This is a genomic window from Flagellimonas alvinocaridis, from assembly GCF_004916895.1.
In the GTDB taxonomy this organism is placed as follows: domain Bacteria; phylum Bacteroidota; class Bacteroidia; order Flavobacteriales; family Flavobacteriaceae; genus Flagellimonas; species Flagellimonas alvinocaridis.
Genome location: NZ_SNTZ01000006.1, coordinates 31,115 through 52,287 on the forward strand (window position 1 = coordinate 31,115; position 21,173 = coordinate 52,287).

Annotated in this window: 21 protein-coding genes; 9 read left to right on the top strand and 12 right to left on the bottom strand. The window is 41.7% G+C overall.

Going from position 1 to position 21,173, the window contains the following annotated elements; genetic code table 11:
- Positions 1–91: 91 nt before the first annotated feature.
- Together EZV76_RS11870 and EZV76_RS11875 are read left to right on the top strand one after the other, a co-directional pair.
- Positions 92–1,828, top strand: coding sequence for a DNA polymerase III subunit gamma/tau (locus EZV76_RS11870; RefSeq protein ID WP_136566779.1), 1,737 nt, complete (start codon positions 92–94; stop codon positions 1,826–1,828).
- A 47-nt stretch (positions 1,829–1,875) separates the two neighbouring features.
- Positions 1,876–2,457, top strand: a complete 582-nt coding sequence (locus tag EZV76_RS11875) for a MiaE family protein (RefSeq protein WP_136566780.1) — start codon at positions 1,876–1,878, stop codon at positions 2,455–2,457.
- Here EZV76_RS11875 and EZV76_RS11880 read toward each other — a convergent pair.
- The 9 genes from EZV76_RS11880 to rpsA all read right to left on the bottom strand — a co-directional run bounded on the left by EZV76_RS11880 (position 2,454) and on the right by rpsA (position 11,316).
- Positions 2,454–3,341 (bottom strand): Ppx/GppA phosphatase family protein, encoded by an 888-nt coding sequence (locus EZV76_RS11880; RefSeq protein WP_136566781.1) that lies wholly within the window; start codon positions 3,339–3,341, stop codon positions 2,454–2,456. The genes EZV76_RS11875 and EZV76_RS11880 overlap by 4 nt on opposite strands.
- Before the next feature lie 11 nt (positions 3,342–3,352).
- Positions 3,353–5,428 (bottom strand): polyphosphate kinase 1, encoded by a 2,076-nt coding sequence (gene ppk1, locus EZV76_RS11885; RefSeq protein WP_136566782.1) that lies wholly within the window; start codon positions 5,426–5,428, stop codon positions 3,353–3,355.
- A 3-nt stretch (positions 5,429–5,431) separates the two neighbouring features.
- Positions 5,432–5,917 (bottom strand): SixA phosphatase family protein, encoded by a 486-nt coding sequence (locus EZV76_RS11890; RefSeq protein WP_136566783.1) that lies wholly within the window; start codon positions 5,915–5,917, stop codon positions 5,432–5,434.
- 11 nt (positions 5,918–5,928) lie between these two features.
- Positions 5,929–6,576: a pyridoxamine 5'-phosphate oxidase gene (gene pdxH, locus EZV76_RS11895; RefSeq protein WP_136566784.1), complete on the bottom strand. Its 648-nt coding sequence runs from the start codon at positions 6,574–6,576 to the stop codon at positions 5,929–5,931.
- A gap of 81 nt (positions 6,577–6,657) precedes the next feature.
- Positions 6,658–7,563 carry a ribonuclease Z gene (locus EZV76_RS11900; protein ID WP_136566785.1) on the bottom strand — a complete coding sequence of 302 codons (906 nt, stop codon included), beginning with the start codon at positions 7,561–7,563 and terminating at the stop codon, positions 6,658–6,660.
- Positions 7,560–7,892: a ribonuclease Z gene (locus EZV76_RS11905; RefSeq protein WP_136566786.1), complete on the bottom strand. Its 333-nt coding sequence runs from the start codon at positions 7,890–7,892 to the stop codon at positions 7,560–7,562. The genes EZV76_RS11900 and EZV76_RS11905 overlap by 4 nt, the downstream gene beginning before the upstream one ends.
- A gap of 1 nt (position 7,893) precedes the next feature.
- The gene (locus tag EZV76_RS11910; protein ID WP_136566787.1) at positions 7,894–8,820 is read right to left on the bottom strand and encodes an aspartate carbamoyltransferase catalytic subunit; all 927 of its coding nucleotides are present in this window, start codon (positions 8,818–8,820) and stop codon (positions 7,894–7,896) included.
- A 6-nt stretch (positions 8,821–8,826) separates the two neighbouring features.
- Positions 8,827–9,363 (bottom strand): bifunctional pyr operon transcriptional regulator/uracil phosphoribosyltransferase PyrR, encoded by a 537-nt coding sequence (gene pyrR, locus EZV76_RS11915; RefSeq protein WP_136566788.1) that lies wholly within the window; start codon positions 9,361–9,363, stop codon positions 8,827–8,829.
- A 117-nt stretch (positions 9,364–9,480) separates the two neighbouring features.
- A complete protein-coding gene (gene rpsA, locus EZV76_RS11920; protein ID WP_136566789.1) occupies positions 9,481–11,316 on the bottom strand; it encodes a 30S ribosomal protein S1 in 1,836 nt (611 codons plus the stop codon).
- A gap of 257 nt (positions 11,317–11,573) precedes the next feature.
- On the opposite strand from rpsA, the gene EZV76_RS11925 reads away from it, so the two are divergent.
- The 3 genes from EZV76_RS11925 (at position 11,574) to EZV76_RS11935 (ending at position 13,122) form a co-directional block, all read left to right on the top strand.
- A complete protein-coding gene (locus EZV76_RS11925) occupies positions 11,574–11,954 on the top strand; it encodes a LysM peptidoglycan-binding domain-containing protein (RefSeq protein WP_136566790.1) in 381 nt (126 codons plus the stop codon).
- 261 nt (positions 11,955–12,215) lie between these two features.
- Entirely contained in the window at positions 12,216–12,443 is a 228-nt protein-coding gene (locus tag EZV76_RS11930; RefSeq protein WP_136566791.1) for a hypothetical protein, read from the top strand.
- A gap of 163 nt (positions 12,444–12,606) precedes the next feature.
- Complete coding sequence (locus EZV76_RS11935; protein WP_136566792.1) at positions 12,607–13,122, top strand: DUF4304 domain-containing protein; 516 nt, start codon at positions 12,607–12,609, stop codon at positions 13,120–13,122.
- A gap of 176 nt (positions 13,123–13,298) precedes the next feature.
- Here the strand turns inward: EZV76_RS11935 and cmk are convergent, their stop codons facing one another.
- Positions 13,299–13,991 (bottom strand): (d)CMP kinase, encoded by a 693-nt coding sequence (gene cmk, locus EZV76_RS11940; protein ID WP_136566793.1) that lies wholly within the window; start codon positions 13,989–13,991, stop codon positions 13,299–13,301.
- Between the two features lie 53 nt (positions 13,992–14,044).
- The gene (gene lon, locus EZV76_RS11945) at positions 14,045–16,495 is read right to left on the bottom strand and encodes an endopeptidase La (protein ID WP_136566794.1); all 2,451 of its coding nucleotides are present in this window, start codon (positions 16,493–16,495) and stop codon (positions 14,045–14,047) included.
- A 217-nt stretch (positions 16,496–16,712) separates the two neighbouring features.
- On the opposite strand from lon, the gene EZV76_RS11950 reads away from it, so the two are divergent.
- Genes EZV76_RS11950 through EZV76_RS11965 form a run of 4 tightly spaced genes read left to right on the top strand, consistent with a single transcriptional unit; the run spans position 16,713 to position 19,668 of the window.
- Positions 16,713–17,276, top strand: coding sequence for an RNA polymerase sigma factor (locus tag EZV76_RS11950; protein ID WP_136566795.1), 564 nt, complete (start codon positions 16,713–16,715; stop codon positions 17,274–17,276).
- The gene (locus tag EZV76_RS11955; RefSeq protein ID WP_136566796.1) at positions 17,273–17,833 is read left to right on the top strand and encodes a hypothetical protein; all 561 of its coding nucleotides are present in this window, start codon (positions 17,273–17,275) and stop codon (positions 17,831–17,833) included. Before EZV76_RS11950 ends, EZV76_RS11955 begins: the two co-directional genes overlap by 4 nt.
- On the top strand, positions 17,814–18,905 hold the full coding sequence (locus tag EZV76_RS11960) for a DUF4097 family beta strand repeat-containing protein (protein WP_136566861.1): 1,092 nt from the start codon (positions 17,814–17,816) through the stop codon (positions 18,903–18,905). Before EZV76_RS11955 ends, EZV76_RS11960 begins: the two co-directional genes overlap by 20 nt.
- 37 nt (positions 18,906–18,942) lie before the next feature.
- The gene (locus EZV76_RS11965; protein ID WP_136566797.1) at positions 18,943–19,668 is read left to right on the top strand and encodes a head GIN domain-containing protein; all 726 of its coding nucleotides are present in this window, start codon (positions 18,943–18,945) and stop codon (positions 19,666–19,668) included.
- An 82-nt stretch (positions 19,669–19,750) separates the two neighbouring features.
- Here the strand turns inward: EZV76_RS11965 and EZV76_RS11970 are convergent, their stop codons facing one another.
- Entirely contained in the window at positions 19,751–21,076 is a 1,326-nt protein-coding gene (locus tag EZV76_RS11970) for an MFS transporter (protein WP_136566798.1), read from the bottom strand.
- Between the last annotated feature and the right edge of the window lie 97 nt (positions 21,077–21,173).

Genomic DNA, 21,173 nt, shown 5'->3' on the forward strand with positions numbered 1-21,173 from the left:
TTGTTAATAAAAAAAAGGTTCCTAGAGCCAGCAGATACAACTTTGATGCATGCTATTTTTATATTTGTAGAAACTCAATTAGTACCAGATTTTGGAACCCTTTATTGTTTCAGCAAGAAAATATCGTCCCCAGACGTTTAAGGATGTAGTGGGCCAAGCGGCCATTACCAATACCTTGTTGAATGCCATAGAGAATAACCACTTGGCGCAGGCACTTTTGTTTTGCGGACCGCGGGGCGTAGGAAAGACTACATGTGCCCGAATCTTGGCCAAAAAGATAAACCAGGATGGTACAGAAAGGGAAGATGAGGATTTCGCCTTTAATATTTTTGAGCTTGATGCTGCCTCCAACAATTCTGTAGATGACATCCGAAGCCTGATTGATCAGGTTCGGATACCTCCGCAGGTAGGAAAATACAAGGTTTACATCATTGATGAGGTACACATGCTCTCCCAATCAGCGTTCAATGCTTTTTTAAAGACATTGGAAGAGCCTCCTAAGCATGCTATCTTTATATTGGCAACCACGGAAAAGCACAAAATAATCCCCACTATTCTGTCCCGATGTCAGATATTCGATTTCAAGCGCATTACCGTAAAGGATGCCTCTGAATATCTAAAATACATAGCTGAGCAACAAGGAATTGAAGCCGAGGAAAGCGCTTTGCATATTATTGCACAAAAAGCGGACGGAGCCATGCGAGATGCCCTTTCCATTTTTGATAGGGTAGTTAGTTTTTCTGGTAAGGAACTAACCCGAAAAGCCGTTACCGAAAACCTGAACGTGCTCGATTACGACACTTACTTTTCTGCTACGGACTTTATTCTGGATAACAACATCCCGGAACTTTTGATACTTCTCAATGAAACCCTGTCCTACGGTTTTGATGGACATCACTTTATTACTGGGTTAGCTTCTCACTTTAGGGACCTAATGGTATGTCAGCATGCGGAGACCATTGAATTATTGGAAGTTGGTGAAGATGTAAAACAACATTATAAGGAACAAGCCGGAAAAGCCTCAAAAACGTTTCTATTGCAAGCCATAGATATGGCCAATGATTGCGATCTAAAATATAAGTCCAGTAAAAACCAACGTTTATTGGTTGAACTCACCCTTATGAAATTAGCCTCCATCACTTTCGATGGAGAAAAAAAAAACTCTAATTTCATAATCCCGGCTTCCCACTTTTCTATAAAGGTCCCAAAAAATGGCATTTCTGTTCCCAAAATAAATGAGCAACCTAAGGTAGAAGTAGAAATTGCTCCGCCAACTACTTCGAAACCATCAAAAACCGAAGAGACTGTCGTTCAAGAGCATAAGGAACCCCAAAAAACAGTAAAGAAGATTAATATCATATCTTCTGAAAAAAGAGTTTCCGGGTTATCCCTATCCAGTATCAAGGCCAAAAAAGCCCATGAAAACACCAAAGCTCCCGAGGTTGACCATGACGAGCTTCCAAAGGAAATTTTTACGGAAGAGGAAATGCAACAACATTGGGATGATTTTGTAGACCAATTAGAACAAAAAGGGCGAAAAATACTGGCCAGCAACCTTCAGACCGATGTGCCCAAATTAAAAAATGACCATACCATCTGGATAGAACTTCCCAATAGCACCATGAAAAAAGAGGTGGAACGGGAACAAAGCCTAATGCTGGATTACTTAAAGGAGAAACTGAACAACTATTCCATTAGCCTACATATTACCGTAAATGAGGAAGTGGCCAAAAAATTCGCCTTTACTCCTGAGGAAAAATACCAAAAGCTTCGGGAAAAGAACCCGGCCATAGATTTACTCAGGAAGGAGTTCGACCTAGATTTTTAACGGTACCATTACATTATCTTTGTATTTGAAAATAAAAAAGTGCCATTATGCTAGGGCTTAAATTACCAACTGACCCAAGATGGGTAAACATTGTTGAAAAGAATATAGAGGAAATCCTTACCGACCACGCATATTGCGAGCAAAAAGCAGCCAGTACGGCCATTTCGCTTATTATTGGTTTTCCCGAAAAATCAGAGTTGGTAAAGGAAATGACTGCTCTAGCACGCGAAGAAATGGGGCACTTTAACATGGTGCACGACAAAATCTTAAAAAGAGGTTGGGTCTTAGGGCGCGAACGAAAGGACGAGTATGTGATTGAGTTGATGAAGTTTTTCCCAAAAGGAGGTAGCAAAGAAACCCATTTGGTACATAAGCTGCTCTATGCCGCTTTGATAGAAGCCCGTAGCTGCGAACGTTTCCGATTGCTTTCCGAAGAAATTGCAGATGAAGAACTCTCCGAATTTTATCGCAATCTTATGGTAAGCGAAGCCAACCATTATACCATGTTCCTAAAGTTCGCCCGAAAATATGGAAACAAAGAAGAGGTAGAACAAAAATGGCAAGATCTATTGGAGTATGAAGCCGGCCTTATGAAAGATTTGGGCAAAAAGGAAACCATGCACGGTTAGGCCTCTTGATAATATAGGGTTTTGATCATTCCATCGGCCAAGCCTATTTTGGGTACATGAATTTTCTTGGCCCTGCTCCACTTCGCCGCATTCAAGAATATTTTGGTTGCAGGTATGATTACATCCGCCCGGTCTTGGTTTAGACCTAACTCGGCAATTCGGTCTTCATAATCCATACTGTTCAGAAAATGATACTGGGCATTCAACCAGATATAGGACAAAGGCTGCCCAATTTTTCTACCGGACATCTTGTGGAGCTTATTAATGTTTCCTCCCGAACCAATAATTTCAAGCTGCCTATCCTGTCCAATGTGGGATATTATCCAGGATTTAATATCATCCCAAACTGTTTCCGTGACCAAATTGTTCAGAATACGTACTGTTCCTATTTCAAAAGAACGGGACAGAACGGGTGCTCCCTTATCAAAAATTGTAAATTCCGTACTTCCTCCACCTACATCAACGTAGAGATATAAACGGTCCGTCTTAATGACATCCTTTAAATCTGTGGAAGTAATAATCTCAGCTTCACGTTTGCCATCTATAATCTCTATTTTAATATTGGATTCTTGTTGAATCCGTTCAATGATTTCCCGGCCATTTTTTGCATCGCGCAGTGCAGAAGTGGCACAGGCCATGTACTTTTCCACACCATAAACCTGCATTAGAAGGTCAAAGGATTGCATGGTTTTAATGAGACGTTTTAGGCTGATATCTGAAATAGCACCCCGTAAAAAAGCATCTTCCCCTAATCGTACAGGCACCCTTACCAGTTCACTCTTCTTGAAAAGCGTAGGCCTGTCTTTCTGTTCTATGACGTTATTGATGAGCAACCGTATAGCATTGGACCCAATGTCTATAGCCGCAAATTTTCGTATGACCAAATTTCAAAGTTTTAGGATTGCAGTTTCCTCTGATAGTAATGGTACAATTCAAATTGAGATCTTAATTCTGGCTCACCCTTTGGACGCTGTCTGTACGCATTGTCCTGTTTATCTGAAAACACACGGGCCTTGAGGTTGTCCATCCATGAGATTTCAAAGGTATCCAACATTTCCTGTTTTATTTCAGGATCGTAAATAGGGCAACCAACTTCTACCCTAAAGTCGAGGTTTCGTGTCATCCAATCTGCCGAAGAAATGTAAACCTTTGGGTCTCCCCCGTTGCCAAAAATGAACAATCTGGGGTGTTCCAAAAATTTATCCACTATACTAATGGCCTCAATGTTCTCACTCATGCCTGGAACACCTGGCACAAGGCAACAAATTCCCCTCACGATCATTTGGATCTTCACACCTGCCCTACTGGCTTCATACAGCTTATCTACCATCTTGTACGAAGTAAGACTGTTCATCTTTATTTTGATGTAGGCCTCGCGTCCTGCCTTAGCATTATTGATTTCCTTATCAATGAGTTTAATAAAAGTGGACTTGGTATAATGCGGCGATACAATCAAGTGTTTGTACTTATTGATTTTATAATTGGTCTCAAAAAAGCCAAAAACCTTGTTCATGTCCTTAAGAATACCATCATGAGCGGTAAATAACGTATAGTCTGTATAGATTTTTGCTGTGGACTCATTGAAGTTTCCTGTACTGATGAAACCATACCTTCGTATTCCATGGGCTTCTTCACGCTCAATCAAACAAATCTTGCTATGCACTTTTAGCCCAGGAACACCAAAAATTAAATTAATGCCCTCTGCTTGAAGCTGGTTGGCATACTCAATATTGGCCTGCTCATCAAACCGGGCCTGAAGCTCAATTTGTACCGTAACCTGTTTTCCATTCTTTACCGCGTTTATTAAAGCGGAAGCTATTTGGCTATCATTTGCCAATCTATACACAGTGATTTTGATGGTCCTCACCTTGGGGTCCAATGCTGCTTCCCTTAAAAACTTGGTCACATAGCTAAAAGTATGATAGGGTGCATAGATCATATAATCCTTGTGGGCTATCATTTCCAAAAGACTTCCCTTCATGCTCAGTCCTTTTACCGGTAAGGGATTAATCTTTTCGTACATAAGGTCGTGTCTACCCAAACTTGGAAAGCCCATGTAATCGCGTCGATTATGGTAACGTCCTCCAGGAATCACACTATCCGTTCCCATGATATCCATCTTTTCCTTGAGAAACTGGAGTGTGTCCTTATCTATATTTTTATCGTAGACAAAACGAACCGGGTCACTTATTTTTCTATGCTCAACGCTGGAGGATATTTTTTCTATAAAACTCTTGCTCAGGTCGTTGTCTATATCCAGTTCGGCGTCCCGGGTTATCTTGATCATATGGGCCGAAATGGATTCAAATTCGAACATGGTGAAGACACTATCCAAGCAGAACCGTATCAAATCATCCAAAATGATGATATAATCCTTATCGCCTTCCTTTGGCAAGACCACAAAGCGGTCTATCCCTTTTGGTATCTCAATTAGGGCGTATCGGTTATGTTTCCCATTTCCAGAACCATTTTTCATAACGATCTTTACCGCCAAATAGGCCGCTGTATCTTTCAGAATGGGAAACTCTGTAAGATCGTTCAGGATAATGGTCATCAACTCTTGGTTGACCTTGTGGAAGAAATAATCCCGTATAAATTCGGCTTGGTTCTCGTTGACTTCCTTTTCATTGATGATGAAAATGTTTTCAGATTCGAGTTCCTTTTCAATGGTCTTAAAAATTTCAAGGCTACGGGCCTGCTGGGCAATCACAATTTTGGTGATCTCTTCCAAAAGATCTTTTGCTCTTTCTCCCCCTAAGACACTTTTCCCGGTTTTTCCCGCATCCACAATGCGTTTTACCGTGGCATATCTAACTTTAAAGAATTCATCAAGGTTATTGCTGAAAATCCCCAAAAACCGAAGTCGGTCAATCAAGGGCACTTTCTTGTCGGCACTTTCCTGAAGTACCCGCGCATTAAAATGCAACCAGCTGATTTCCCTATTTATATATTCATTCTTTGTTTTGACCATTATTTATTTTAAGTGTTTTGGAAAGATGACTTGCTCTGTTTTTCCCTTTGAAATTTTGGACCAGTCCTCTGTATTAAATATGACATGAACCAGTCCGGCGGTGGGAACGTTTTCAATATACTGATCTCCCCATGTATTTGCAAGCGAAGTGAACGCATAATTATGGCCAAAGAGCGCCACTACTTGGATGGTATTGTCCAGTTTCTTCACAAAACGTTGCACATTGTCCCCGGAAAAGTCATAGAGTGCCTTATCTACCCGAAATTGGTTTAGATCAAAGTTAAGGTTCCGCAAACAGATCATGCTAGTGTGAAGCGCTCTGTTCGCTGGGCTGGAATATGCAAAATCTATTTTTGGCGCTTTGTTCTTAAAAGTGTTTGATACCAGATGGGCATCGTTGATACCCCTTTGAAGTAGCGGCCTATCCTTATCGGACACCTCATAGTCCCAAGAGGACTTTCCATGTCGCATCAATATCAGTTGTTTCATATTCGATTGAATTAGGGTGCCAAACGTTCTATTTTCCAGTTATAATCTTCTTGGAGGGTATATCTTATCCTGTCGTGCAGCCTATTGGGTCTGCCTTGCCAAAATTCCAAGGAAATGGGGCGAACCAAATAACCTCCCCAGTAAGAAGGTCTTGGGATTTCCTTCCCCTCATATTCTTTTTCCAAGGCTTCCAAATCCTTTTCCAAAGCTTCGCGTGATCCAATGACCTCACTTTGATTGGAAACCACTGCTCCCAATTGACTTCCCAAAGGTCTAGACTCAAAATACCCATCGGAAAGATTTTCCGCAATCTTTTCAGCAGTGCCCTTTATTATGACCTGGCGTTCCATATTGGGCCAAAAAAAGGACAAACAAACAGAGGGATTACTGGCTATGGCCCTTCCTTTTTCGCTTTGGTAATTGGTGTAGAAAATAAACCCTTCATGGGTGAACTTTTTCATCAGTACCACCCTATTTTTAGGAAACCCATCCAAACCCATAGTAGAAATCGTCATGGCATTGGGTTCGTCCACTCCATTGGCTGCTTCCACCTCATAGAACCATTTTTGGAACTGTTCCATGGGATTTTCCTTAATGGTACTTTCCAATAAGGCTCTTTTTTCGTAGGATTTACGGTAGTCGCTCAAATCTTTCTGCATGATGTGAATTTCGTCAAAATTCAAATCTCAGCAAAGAATAGCGGTTGGAAAAGTTGTTTTATTTGTGTTAAGATACCTTCTCTAGATTTCAAAGGTTTTTCCATCATCGGCCAGAGCAACATTCGGGAACATTTCTAGGGCTTCATCCCTAAAAAGCTCTATGGACTTATACCTAGTGGAGTAATGCCCCAAAATTAACTCTCCCACTTTGGCTTTCTTGGCAATTTGAGCCGCTTGCTTGGCTGTGGAATGCTTTGTTTTGGCACAAAGATGGGCTTCGGACTCTAGAAAAGTGGATTCATGATAGAGAGCGTCTACCTCTTTAATAATAGGTACAATGGATTCATTATAGACCGTATCACTACAGAATGCATAACTTTTTGGCTTTGGTGGATCCAACGTTAATTTGGCGTTGGCAATAGACTCGCCCTTTGGGGATACACCATCCATTCCTTTCTTGATGTTGTTGAACTGGCTGCGGTCCACACCCATTTTTTTGGCTACTTCCACGTTCAATGTTCTTGGAGCGGGCTTCTCCCGAAACACAAAGCCATTGGTGTAAACCCTATGATCTAGTGGGACGGTGCTCACACTCACTTTTTCGTCTTCAAAAAGAAGTTCAGGCTCCTTCATGTCCAATTCATGGAAAATAAGGGGAAAATTGGTCCAAGAATCCCCAAGCTTCAATAAAAGGGTAATGGCATTTTTTATTCCTTTTGGTCCATAAATATGCATTTCGTCCTCTCTTCCCAAAAGGCGAAAGGTTGAAATCAGCCCTGGTAAACCAAAAAAATGATCCCCATGAAGGTGTGATATAAAAATATGTTTGATTCTTGAAAACCTAACCTTATATTTTCTAAGTTGTACTTGGGTTCCTTCCCCACAATCAATCAAAAAATGATGATTCCTGATTTCCAGCACCTGCGAAGTTGGATTGGTAAACGTTCTTGGAGTTGCGGAATAACATCCTAGAATGGTCAACTTCATAGATCCAAATCACGTTCAATTTCTTCCATTTCAATCAGGTCCTTTGCTTCTTGAATGGTTGGAACAACGCTGATTTCATCTGGAACATCATCATATGATACTTTGCTGGTAACCAATACAAAGGATTTCCCAGAACTCTTATGCGTATTTGAGATATCCAAAAATTCCAAAATATCATCCGATGTTAACTTGGAAAAAGAAAATAGGTTAACAATAATGTGGTCATGCTTAAGCTTTGGATAAGCCTTGTTCAAATTTTCCATAAAAATGGAAAGAGAGGTCTTTTCTTGGAAAACAATGGTCGTTGTTCCTTCTTTGTCGAAAATCATCCTACTGAATTTTTGATGCCAATAAATATAATACTGCCATACGGATGGCCACTCCATTCTCCACTTGATGCAAGATAATGGACTGGTCTGAATCCGCCACATCACTTGTAATTTCCACTCCCCTGTTGATCGGGCCGGGGTGCATGATCACAATTTGCTTGTCCAAGGAGTCCAACAGCTGTCTGTTTACCCCAAATTGTTGGGTGTATTCACGTATGGAGGGAAAGTAGCTGATATCCATTCTTTCGTGTTGTACACGCAGCATATTGGCTACATCGCACCATTCCAATGCCTTTTTTAAATTGGTCTCCACAGTTACCCCTAATGATTCAATATATTTGGGCATCAGGGTTTTAGGACCGCACACTTTTACATTGGCCCCTTGCAATTTTAGGGCAAAAATATTGGAAAGCGCCACTCTGGAGTGCAAAATATCACCCACTATCACCACATTCTTACCTCCCACGTCTCCCAATTTTTCACGAATGGAATACGAATCCAACAGGGCTTGGGTAGGATGTTCATGCGCACCATCACCCGCATTGACAATCGCTGCCTTAACATGTTTGGACAGAAAAATTCCCGCTCCAGGGTTGGGGTGGCGCATCACCACCAAGTCCACTTTCATGGACAAAATGTTGTTGACCGTATCAATGAGGGTTTCCCCTTTTTTTACTGAAGATTGGCCCGCAGAAAAATTGACAACATCTGCTGAAAGCCTTTTCTCGGCCAGCTCAAAAGAAAGTCGGGTACGGGTGCTGTTTTCAAAGAAAATATTGGCAATCGTGGTATCCCGCAAGGTAGGAACCTTTTTAATTGATCTGTTGATGACTTCCTTAAAATGGTCCGCCGTTTCAAAAATGAGCGCTATATCTTTTTTGTTCAGATACTTTATTCCCAGCAAGTGATTTACACTCAGTTCACTCATCTTAACTTATTTGCTTACTAAATATACCATATCCTCACCGTCATTTTCCTCCCACATTACCTTTACTTTTTCCTCATTGATGGCATCTACCTGTCGACCTCTATAATTAGGCTGAATAGGCAAATGCCTGCTAAAACGCCTGTCTATCAAAGTTAATAATTCAATGCTCTGGGGTCTGCCAAAAGATTGGATGGCCGTTAAGGCGGCTCGGATGCTTCTTCCTGTATAAAGTACATCATCTATGAACACTACTTTCTTTTCCTCGACCAAAAAATTCATTTTGGTGGAATTGGCCTTGAGGATTTCCCCTCTTCCAAAATCGTCCCGAAAAAAAGTGATATCCAAGAATCCTAGGGCAATTTCTTTCACCTTGTACTCTTGCTTAAGTATTTTGGCCAAACGTTCGGCCAAAAAAACACCTCTCGGCTGTATGCCAATCAGGGCTGTATCCTTAAAATCCAAATGGTTTTCTAAAAGCTGACAGGCCAGCCGGTGCAGTATGATATTTATTTCTTTTGAAGTAAGCAGTACTTTTTGGCTCATATGCGTTGCGACCGACTCATTTGTATGCAAAAGTAAGCAATTCTTTAAAATGCCAACACCATAAAAAAAGCCCTGCTGTTTCCAGCAGGGCTTCTTGTATATTCAGGAAGGTTCTGATTACTTCTTTTTGGAATCAGCTTCCATCTTATCCTTCAATGCTTGCAATTGTGCATTGGCATCACCAAGGGTTGGTGCTGCTTCGTCAGACGAAGTAGACCTTTTCTTGGCAGCTCTGACATTCTTCTCTTCTTGCTCTCTAAAGATTGCGGTGTGGCTGGCCACAACACGCTTGAAATCCTTATTGAACTCGATGATCTTGAATTCAGCTTCTTCACCTTTCACAAGTTTTTTGCCATCTTCTTTCTCCAAGTGTCTTGATGGAACAAATCCAACAATATCCTCATTGAAGTCAATGGTAGCTCCTTTATCCACAATCTCTGCAATGGAAGCTTTGTGAATAGTACCTTCAGCAAACTCTTCGGAGTATTTGTCCCAAGGGTTTTCTGTGGTTTGCTTGTGACCTAGGCTCAACTTTCGGCCTTCAACGTCCAATTCCAAAACTTCCACTTCCAAGGTATCGCCTACGGCAACAAACTCGGATGGATGTTTGATTTTCTTGGTCCAAGAAAGGTCGGAGATATAGATCAAACCATCGATACCTTCTTCCATTTCAACAAATACACCAAAGTTGGTAAAGTTCCTTACAATTCCTTTGTGCTTGGAACCTACAGGGTATTTGGTAGTGATATCGGTCCATGGGTCTGGAGTCAATTGCTTGATACCCAATGACATTTTACGGTCTTCACGATCCAAGGTAAGAACAACAGCCTCAACCTCGTCACCAACGTTTACGAAATCCTGGGCAGAACGCAAGTGCGTAGACCAAGACATTTCAGAAACGTGAATCAATCCTTCAACACCTTCAGCAACTTCGATAAAGGCACCGTAATCAGCAATAACTACTACCTTACCTTTAACCTTGTCACCTACTTTGATTTCATCACCTAGGGCATCCCATGGGTGTTTCTCCAATTGTTTAAGACCCAATTGGATTCTTGATTTGTTATCATCGAAGTCAAGGATAACCACGTTCAATTTCTGATCCAACTCCACAACTTCGTTGGGGTGGTTGATACGGCTCCAAGAAAGGTCGGTAATGTGAATCAATCCATCTACACCTCCAAGGTCGATAAATACCCCGTAAGACGTGATGTTTTTCACTACACCTTCCAATACCTGGCCTTTTTCCAATTGACCAATGATCTCTTTTTTCTGCTCTTCGATATCCGCTTCGATCAAGGCTTTGTGCGAAACCACTACGTTCTTGAACTCGTGGTTGATCTTCACTACCTTGAACTCCATGGTCTTACCTACATACTGATCGTAATCACGGATAGGCTTCACATCGATTTGCGAACCGGGCAAGAACGCCTCAATTCCAAAAACATCAACGATCATACCTCCTTTGGTACGACATTTAACAAAACCGGTAACGATTTCTTCTTTGTCGTGGGCGGCATTTACGCGATCCCAAGCCATGATAGTCCTAGCCTTTCTGTGCGAAAGTACCAATTGACCTGTCTTGTCCTCACGGATGTCTATTAGGACCTCAACTTTGTCACCTACTTTTAGGTCTGGGTTGTAACGGAACTCGTTCAATGAGATAACACCTTCAGACTTCGCATTGATGTCGATGATGGCCTCGCGATCGGTCATGTGGACCACGGTTCCCTCAACAACTTCCTCATCTGCGGTGTCCACAAAGTTCTCCTCAACCAAAGTTTCAAATTCCTTGAGTTTTTTATCGTCTACACGCTCAATTCCTTCTTCGTACTTGTCCCAATCAAAATTCTCAAGGTACTCCTTAGGGTCCTGTTGGGTCTGAACTTCTTCTTTTACTTCTGGTGCTGCTACAGTTTCTTCTACAGCAGCGCTTGTTTTTTCTTCAGCCATGTGCTGATTTAAATTTGTATTCCACGTTTTACAGGAGCGGGGCGATTCCGTGAAAGTGATTTATACTTGTTTTTTCCTAATTCCTTTTATCTCCTGATATTCGCCAAAAAGGAGTGCAAAATTACAATTAATCTTTTGATTTACAAAGTATCCGGGCCAAAGGTTTGTCCCAAAAAAGTATTACAAAAATTTAATGGTAAAATGTTGGCATAATGGTTATCTTGAAAGCTCTAATTGTTAACTAAAAAAATACCATTATGAGTGTAAAAGCAAAGTACCAACCGGTTTTGGACCTTGGTCTTAAATTGGGCATCAAGGACGGTGATGTTTCTGAGGAAAGCGGTATCCTTAAAATAAAGGGAATAGCCTCAACACAGTATGAAAAAAACATCCTTTGGGACAAAATAAAGGAGATTGGTGGGGAAAAACCTTCCGATATCAAGGCCAATATCACTGTGGAGGATGATTCCGTATACCACAGACATACGGTAAAGAGCGGGGAATCCTTGAGCAAGATCGCCAAGCACTATTATGGCGATCCCATGAAGTACACCAAAATTTTTGATGCAAATACCAATATTTTAAAAAATCCGGATGTGATCCACCCCGATCAGGTGTTGGTAATCCCAAATTTGTAATGATTGTCAGTTCGAGCGCAGTCGAGAACATACAACTAACAAAAAAAAGACGCCCTTTTGGGCGTTTTTTGTTTTATGGAGTTTCTATGTCAACTGAAAATCGTATTCTGCCAACCCAAAAAGCACATCCATCAATTCCATCTAGGTTATCATCCAAAAAAATGCGAACTTCACGAATCTGTTGAGATAAAACCCCAACAACAGATGTTTCTTTGAATATTGCTATCCTTTTAGCTTAAAACAAATAATAACGACCACATTATGGACAACGATTTTCTAACACTCATAAAAAGAATAAAAGAAGTCAAAAACCTTGATGAGTTGGACGATTTAAAGGAATTGAGTGAAAACTTTCTCAGGAATAAGAAACGCCAAGCCATTCTAACCTTATTGTCCATTTCTGAGGAAATGGGGGAAGAAGAGATTTTAAGCTCTATTAAGGACTTATCCGGCTATTTAGAAAGTATTGCCAAGCAAGGAAACAAATAAAGGTTTATAGAGACATAGCCAAAGGCGACATATCCATTTCCAGTAGCATCTTCAATGAAAAAAAACCAACTTCACTTACCTGTGGCGAACTTGTTTCGGTATCGGTCGATATAATTCATTTTTAAACGGACCATATCTTAAAACGTTACCTACAAGCTAAAAAATGAACGCAAAAGAAAAACAGACTGAATTCATAAAAGGCTATTTAAAACCAAAACTGAAAGAAAACGGATTTCGAACTTCAGGAAACAACTGGTGGAAACTTAATGACGATTTTTTCATTTTAATAAATCTTCAAAACTCACAATGGAATAGTAAAGATGAGTTGAGTTTTTGTTTCAATATAGGAGTTGGATTAACCGAAAAGATGAATGACGCAAAAAAGAAAAAACCGACTTATTTTGACCTTGCTACTCAATTGAGAGAAAACTCATATTTATCAGAATCAAGAATAAAACACAAATATCGGCAAGGTGGGTGGCTTGGATATTTGATGACTGACAAAACTGATTTGAATGACTTTACGAATGAATTGTTGACGGATTTTGAAAAAGAGATCCTACCCAAATTAAATCGACTTGAATCAATTGAGGACTGTTTAAGATTTTACGAAAAGTTTGACTTTTGGGGAAATACATTAAAAAAACAAGTCGAAAAATTAAAAATGGAAAATAAATAAAAGCCAGCTCGTAACAATGTATACCCGCAATTACGACTGATTTGACTGCTTCTGAATCCACTCGAAATTGCGAGCATCTGTACTGGACCTAAGGACCTAAAAAAAGTAACTTAAAACCCGTAGCTGACGGTTGTGCTTTCCAATAAGTGCAACTCCAAAACGGTTCTCTACTAACCTCAACCCTGCTTCGCAATCACCCGTTGGGAAAAATCGTAAATACGTTCAAACTGTTCTTCCAAGCCCATATCGCTATTGTCAAACTCAATGGCATCCTTGGCCTTTTGTAATGGGGATATGCTCCGGGTAGAGTCTATCCGGTCCCGTTCCTGTACGTTTTTCAATACTTCTTCAAAAGTCACCTGTTCCTCCTTGTCCAACAATTCCTTGTATCGCCGGGTAGCCCTGATTTCTGGGGAGGCGGTCATAAACAATTTTAGCTCGGCATCTGGGAACACCACGGTACCAATGTCACGGCCATCCATAACAATGCCTTTGTCCTTGCCCATCTGCTGTTGCATTTCCACCAACTTGGTACGTACCTCGCCAATGGCGGCCACTTTGCTCACCTGTCCGGACACCCTCATGGACCGTATCTCCTCTTCCACATTTTGGCCGTTCAAGTACATGTCGGATTTTCCAGAATCGGGGTTGGGCACAAACTTCAACTCCATTTCGGGCAAATGCGCAATCAATTCCGGGATATTGTCCTCTTCCCCAACAAATCCATGGTCAAGGGCAAACAAGGTCACGGCCCGGTACATAGCGCCAGTATCCACATAAATGTAATTCAAGGCTTTGGCCAAACGCTTGGCTAGGGTACTTTTCCCGGTGGAAGAATAGCCATCAATGGCTATGGTGATTTTTTTCATGCCCTAAAAATAGCCAGAAAAGGTTTTACTGAATCATGACATCCGTCATTCCATTACAGGGTTTTCGCATTTTTCACCTTTTGCTTGGTGATGGCAATGTCGATCACCTCGCTCATATCGGTTACATAATGGAATGTCAGTCCCTTTAGATATTCTTCCTTGATTTCTTCAATATCCTTACGGTTATCGGCACAAAGAATAATTTCCTTGATCCGGGCACGCTTTGCCGCCAAGATCTTCTCTTTGATTCCGCCAACGGGCAACACTTTGCCCCTTAGGGTAATCTCGCCGGTCATGGCCAAGCTTTTCTTCACCTTACGTTGGGTGAACAGCGACACCAAGGACGTCAACATGGTAATCCCAGCACTAGGTCCATCCTTGGGTGTGGCCCCTTCGGGAACGTGGATGTGCACATTATACTTCTCAAATACATTGGGGTCTATACCAAAGGCCTCGGCATTGGATTTTATGTATTCCATGGCAATGGTGGCCGATTCCTTCATAACTTTACCAAGGTTTCCCGTAATGTTCAAGGCACCTTTTCCTTTGGACAAAATGGATTCTATAAAAAGGATATCGCCCCCAACACTGGTCCATGCCAATCCAGTGACCACCCCGGCCACATCGTTGTTCTCATATTTATCCCGTTCCAATCGTGCAGGTCCCAATATCTTTTCTACATCCTCATTGGTGACCTTAATGTTGTATTCTTCCTCTATGGCGATGGACTTTGCGGCATACCGTACCATTTTAGCCAGTTGCTTTTCCAATCCACGCACCCCGGATTCACGGGTATAGCCTTCCACAATTTTCTCCAACTGGGGTTTACCGATTTTCAAATCTTTGATGGACAGTCCGTGTTCCTTCAATTGTTTGGGCAGCAAATGCCTTTTGGCGATTTCCACCTTTTCCTCAATGGTATAACCTGTCACGTTGATAATCTCCATCCGGTCGCGCAATGCAGGCTGAATGGTGGCCAGATTGTTGGCCGTGGCGATGAACATCACTTTGGATAGGTCATACCCCATCTCCAAGAAATTATCGTGGAACTCGGCATTCTGCTCTGGGTCCAATACCTCCAACATGGCAGAGGACGGGTCCCCTTGATGACTGTTGGAAAGCTTATCTATCTCATCCAGAATAAAAACGGGATTCGATGTTCCGGCTTTCTTCAAGCTTTGGATGATACGACCCGGCATGGCCCCGATATAGGTTTTTCGGTGACCACGAATCTCCGCTTCGTCCCGAAGTCCACCCAAGGACATACGCACATATTCCCTGCCCAAAGCCTCGGCCACAGATTTACCCAAAGAGGTCTTCCCCACTCCGGGAGGGCCATATAGACAAAGGATGGGCGATTTCATATCGTTTCGAAGCTTCAAAACCGCCAAATACTCAATGATCCTACGTTTTACATCCTCAAGACCGTAATGGTCACGGTCCAAAATCTGCTGGGCCCGTTTTAAATCAAATTTATCCTTGGAGAATTCGTTCCAAGGCAGATCCAATATCAAATCCAGATAATTGCGCTGGATGGAATATTCGGCTACCTGAGGGTTCATGCGTTGCATTTTGGCCAATTCCTTCTCGAAATGCTCCTTGACCTTTTTGCTCCATTTTTTCTTTTTGGCCTTAATCCGCATTTCCTCCACTTCTTCTTCATAGGACATGCCACCCAACTCTTCTTGAATGGTCTTCATTTGTTGATGAAGGAAATATTCGCGTTGTTGTTGGTCCATATCGCTACGAACCTTGGACTGGATATCGTTCTTCAATTCCAGTTTTTGAAGCTCCATGTTCATATACCGTAGCGTGGCCAAGGCCCTATCCTGCAAATTCGGGATTTCCAGAAGTTGCTGTTTTTCGGCAACTGTTAAATTAAGGTTGGACGAAACAAAATTGATCAAGAACGAATTGCTCTGGATATTCTTGATCGCAAAAGTGGCCTCGCTGGGAATATTGGGGTTGTCCTTGATAATCTTAAAGGCCAATTCCTTGATGGAATCAATAATAGCCCCAAATTCCTCACTTTTCTCATCAGGTCGCACCTCAGTAGCCTCTTTCACTTTGGCGGTCAAATAGGGTTTTTCGGAAATTACCTGCTCTATTTGAAAACGTTTTTTTCCTTGAATGATCACCGTGGTATTCCCGTCGGGCATTTGGAGTACCCGTAAAATACGTGCAACAGTTCCCAAGGTATTAATATCGTCCACACCAGGATTTTCGGTCTCCTCATCTTTTTGGGAAACCACCCCAATGGTCTTTGAGCCATTATTGGCATCACGGATCAGGTTAATGGATTTATCCCTACCCGCTGTTATTGGAATAACCACCCCGGGGAACAACACCGTATTTCTCAGGGGAAGCACGGGCAATGTTTCCGGCAAACTTTCTCGATTCATCTGTTCCTCATCCTCAGGGGTAAGCAACGGAATCAATTCGGCATCCTCATCCAAGCCTTGAAAGTCTATATTGTCAAAATTTGAAATTTTTATCTCTCCCATATCCTATTTTCGGTCATTTTGTCATAAACGACAAAAACAATTCACTTTTTTCGCATCGTTTCTCCCATTTAAACTCCTAAAAATCAACAACTAAAAAGGAAAAACGATTTTTTTACAATTGTTAAAAGGCAATTCCTGTGCCATTAAAATTTAAAAATTCCAAAAAAAGTGTAACAATTGATAAATTCATACCTCTATAAGACAAACCATTCATTTTTTGAGCCACCAAAATGAACATATTGACGCACTGCTAGAGCTGTGCCTAAAAGGCAAACAAAGTGCACAAATGGAGGTTTACAATCGGTATTACAGGGCCATGTTCAACACGGCCTACCGGATTGTAAAAGACTCGGCCGAAGCGGAAGATGTAATGCAGGAATCGTTCTTGAGCGCGTTCACGAAACTGCACACATTTAAAGGGGAGGTCACTTTTGGCGCATGGTTAAAGCGGATCGTGATCAATAACAGCATTTATCAGTACAAAAAGCAGCAAAAAACAAGGGCTGTGGACTTGGATGACATAATGTACAAGGTCGAAGATAATGATGAAGTTGCTCCGGACCACAATGGTTATACAGAACTGAAGGCTCAAAAAGTAATGGAAACCATGAAAAGTTTGAAAGACAATTACAGAGTTTCTTTGACCTTACATTTAATTGAAGGTTACGATTATGAAGAAATCAGTGAGATTATGAATATAAGCTACGCTAATTGCAGGACCACCATATCAAGGGCCAAGGAAAGCTTACGTAAAAAATTGAACCAAAACGTTTTGCCATGAAAAAGGATACTATAGACCAACTGTTTGAGAGGCTACACGGACAATTTGACCTTGAAGAACCCCAAAGTGGGCATCAGGGGCGGTTTTTGGAGAAATTGAACCAAGACAAGGGCACAATTTCCCTGAACAAAAAGAAAATGAACTGGTGGAAGCCTTTATCCATTGCAGCATCCATTGCGCTGATCGGCGTACTGTCCTTTCAGGCATTTGGACCAAAGCCCAGCTTGAAAGAGCAAGTGGTCAAGATCGCTCCAGAGGTTTCCCAGACCGAGTTTTACTTTGCCAACCTCATTGAACAACAGGTACAACAGTTGGAGAGTGAAAAATCGCCCGAAACGGCCCAATTGGTGGATGACACCTTATTTCAGTTGCAAAAACTAAAAAACGACTATGAATCCCTGGAAGAGGATTTGGTCAATGGCGGCGACAGTAAAATTATTTTGAATGCCATGATCACCAACTTCCAGACCCGTATAGATTTATTAAAAGAGGTACTGAACCAAATAGAAAATATTAAAAATTTAAATTCATTCAATGATGAAAACATTACGATATAAAGTTACCCTTTTGGCCTTGGCCTTACTTCCTCTTGCACTATGTGCAGGTACGGGGGAGATGGAAGGCAAGTACACCAAGGAGAAGACCATTAAGAAAGAGTTCAACGTAAACTCCGATGCGCTCTTTAAAGTGAACAACAGCTATGGCAACCTCAACATTACCTCATGGAATGAAAACCGGGTGGTCATCGAGGTCAATATCAAGACCAATGGCAATGACGAAGATCGTGTACAGGAGCGATTGGATGAGATTGACGTGGACTTTGAAAACAGCTCCAGCATGGTATCCGCCCGCACCCTCTTTGGGGACCGAGGTAGCAGCTGGGGATGGAACTGGGGCAAGCGCAGAAATGTGAATGTCCAAGTGAACTATACGATCAAGCTCCCTGTAAAGAACAGTGTAAACTTGAGCAATGACTATGGAAACATCTTCTTGGACCGCATAGACGGACACGCCAAGATAAAATGTGATTATGGTAAAATTGATGTGGGAGAACTTAGAGGCAGAAACAACGAGCTTAAGTTCGACTATACTTCTAGATCTACCTTTGACTACATTAACAGTGGTGAAATTGTTGCTGATTACTCAGGCTTCACCATCCAAAAAGCCGGAAACTTGCGTATTAGGGCCGATTATACCAATGCGGTCATAGAGGAAATGGGAGATTTGGACTATTCCAGCGATTATGGGTCCATAGAAGTGAACAATGCCAAAAACGTGTCTGGAAATGGGGATTACATTGGAGTGAAATTGGGGGAAATCCATGGCAATGTTTCCATTACTGGGGACTATGGCTCCTTAAAAATAGATCAACTGGCCCCTGATGCCGGTGATGTAACCATCAGAACGGACTATACAGGGATAAAAATAGGATACCATCCCGAGTATGCTTTTGATTTTGAAATCAGGACGGAATACGCTGGGGTAAGTGGCAAAGATGATTTTGAGCTGAACATCAGTATAGAAAAATCACATGAAAAATATTTCAAGGGATATTACGGAAAAGAAAACTCTGGTAACATGGTAAACATTACCAGTGACTATGGAGGCATCACTTTCTATCAGAATTAATAAGTCGAATCAAAAAACAAAACTAAAAAACACCATCATGAAAAAACTCATCACACTGACACTGGCTTTTTGTTCAGTAATTGCAACCAATGCCCAATGGGGAAAACGAATCTATGGGGACGGCAATGTAGTAACCATTGAACGTTCCGTGGGTAATTATGAAGAAGTGGCCTTGGCCGGTTGGTTCGATGTGGACCTTGTATCAGGAAATGAAGGCGAACTTACCCTTGAAGGAGAATCCAATCTTTTGGAACACATTAAAACCGAAGTAAAGAATGGCACCCTGCTCATTAAAGTTGAAAAAGGGGTAAATCTAAAGCCTTCCTCATGGGGAAAGGGAATTCGTATCACCGTACCCGTTGAATCCATAAATTCGGTCACCCTGTCAGGTTCAGGAGATATTGTGGGCAAAACTACCTTGGTCACGGATAGGTTCAGTACGCGGATTTCTGGGTCTGGAGATATTTCCTTGACCGTGGAGGCCAAAAGTGTTGATGCTGCCTTATCAGGTTCTGGGGACATCACCCTAACTGGAAAAACCACCGATTTGGATATTCAAGTATCTGGTTCTGGGGACGTAAAGGCCTATGAACTTGATGCCGATTTTGTTACCATCGCTGTATCCGGTTCTGCCGATGTGAGGGTTACCGCAAATCAGTCCATTGATGCCCGGGTATCGGGATCTGGGGATATCAGTTACCGAGGCAATCCCAAAAAAATTAACAGCAAATCATCAGGTTCCGGGGATATTTCAAAGGGATAACGGAGTTTAGCCATCAATCAATAAATTGTAAAAGCCCCGACATGTAGATGTCGGGGCTTTTGCATATGGCGTACGGTGTTTTTTATTTTTTGATGCTATTGACCCTTGTCAGTAGATAAATCCCCATTAAAAAGAACAAGCCCAAAAAAATGGTACTGTTTCGCATGCTTCCCGTAAGTTGGGCCACTGCCCCATATAAAAATGTGCCTATGATGATTCCTATTTTTTCGGCCACATCATAAAAACTGAAAAAAGAGGTGGTATCGGTGGTCTCCGGCAAAAACTTGGAATATGTGGATCGGGACAAGGCTTGGATTCCTCCCATTACCACACCAACAAAACCTGCTGCTATGTAAAAATCCATAGGGGTTTGCAGGAAATAGGCATACACACACAAGGCCACCCAAATGCAATTGATGACCATAAGAGTATTAATATTTCCATACTTTTTTGAAACCTTTGCAGTGACTGTAGCTCCAAAAATGGCTACAATCTGAATCACCAAAATACTGATAATCAATCCCGTAGTGCGTTCACTATCTGTTCCCCAATTGATTTCTTCTTCACCAAAATAGGTGGCAATAAGCATAATGGTCTGTACGGCCATACTATACACAAAGAAAGCTCCCAGATACCGTTTCAACCTTACGTTTTCACCTAATTGATGCCAAACACTCTTTAATTCCTTGAAGCCGTTGAGTACAATATTTTTTCGTTCACCTTCCCGTTTGTAACCTTTAGGTAGATGGGCAAATGTGTACTGACTGAAAAGTATCCACCATATCCCTACAGAGATGAAGGAATATTTCATCGCCTTAATCTCGGCCACTTCGCCACCATTGTCCGTAATACCAAACACATCTGGCTTCATCACCATGGCCAAATTGAACACAAGCAAAATGACACTGCCCACGTATCCCAAAGAAAATCCTTTCGCACTGATTCCATCTTGTTGTTCGGGGAAGGCAATATCTGGCAAGTAGGAGTTATTTATGGCGAAACTCACCCAAAATCCAACCAAGCCAAAGAAATAGCATATCAACCCAAAATAGATGTTTTCCAAGGAAAACCAATACAATCCAATACACGACAAGGCACCGAGGTAACAGAAAAATTTTAGGAACAATCTTTTGTTCCCCAGATAATCCGCAATACCGGAGACCAGCGGGGTGACAATCGCAATAAACACAAAGGCCAAGGAAGTTACGTAGCTGATTAAGGGAGCCCGTGCAATTTCGCCCCCAAATATCATAACTTTTTCAATCCCGGCAACCCGGAACAAGGCCCCATAAAAAATGGGAAAAATGGCCGAGGAAATCACCAAACTGTATACAGAATTGGCCCAATCGTAGAAGGCCCAAGCGTTCAATAACTTTTTACTTCCTTTCAATGCCAATGCTTGTGCCATGTGTTGTTTTTAAAAAAAGAAGATGTCATCCCGATTGTTAAAGAAACCCATCGCAGATAAAAATAGGTCTTTTAACGGAATCGAAATGACATCTTTT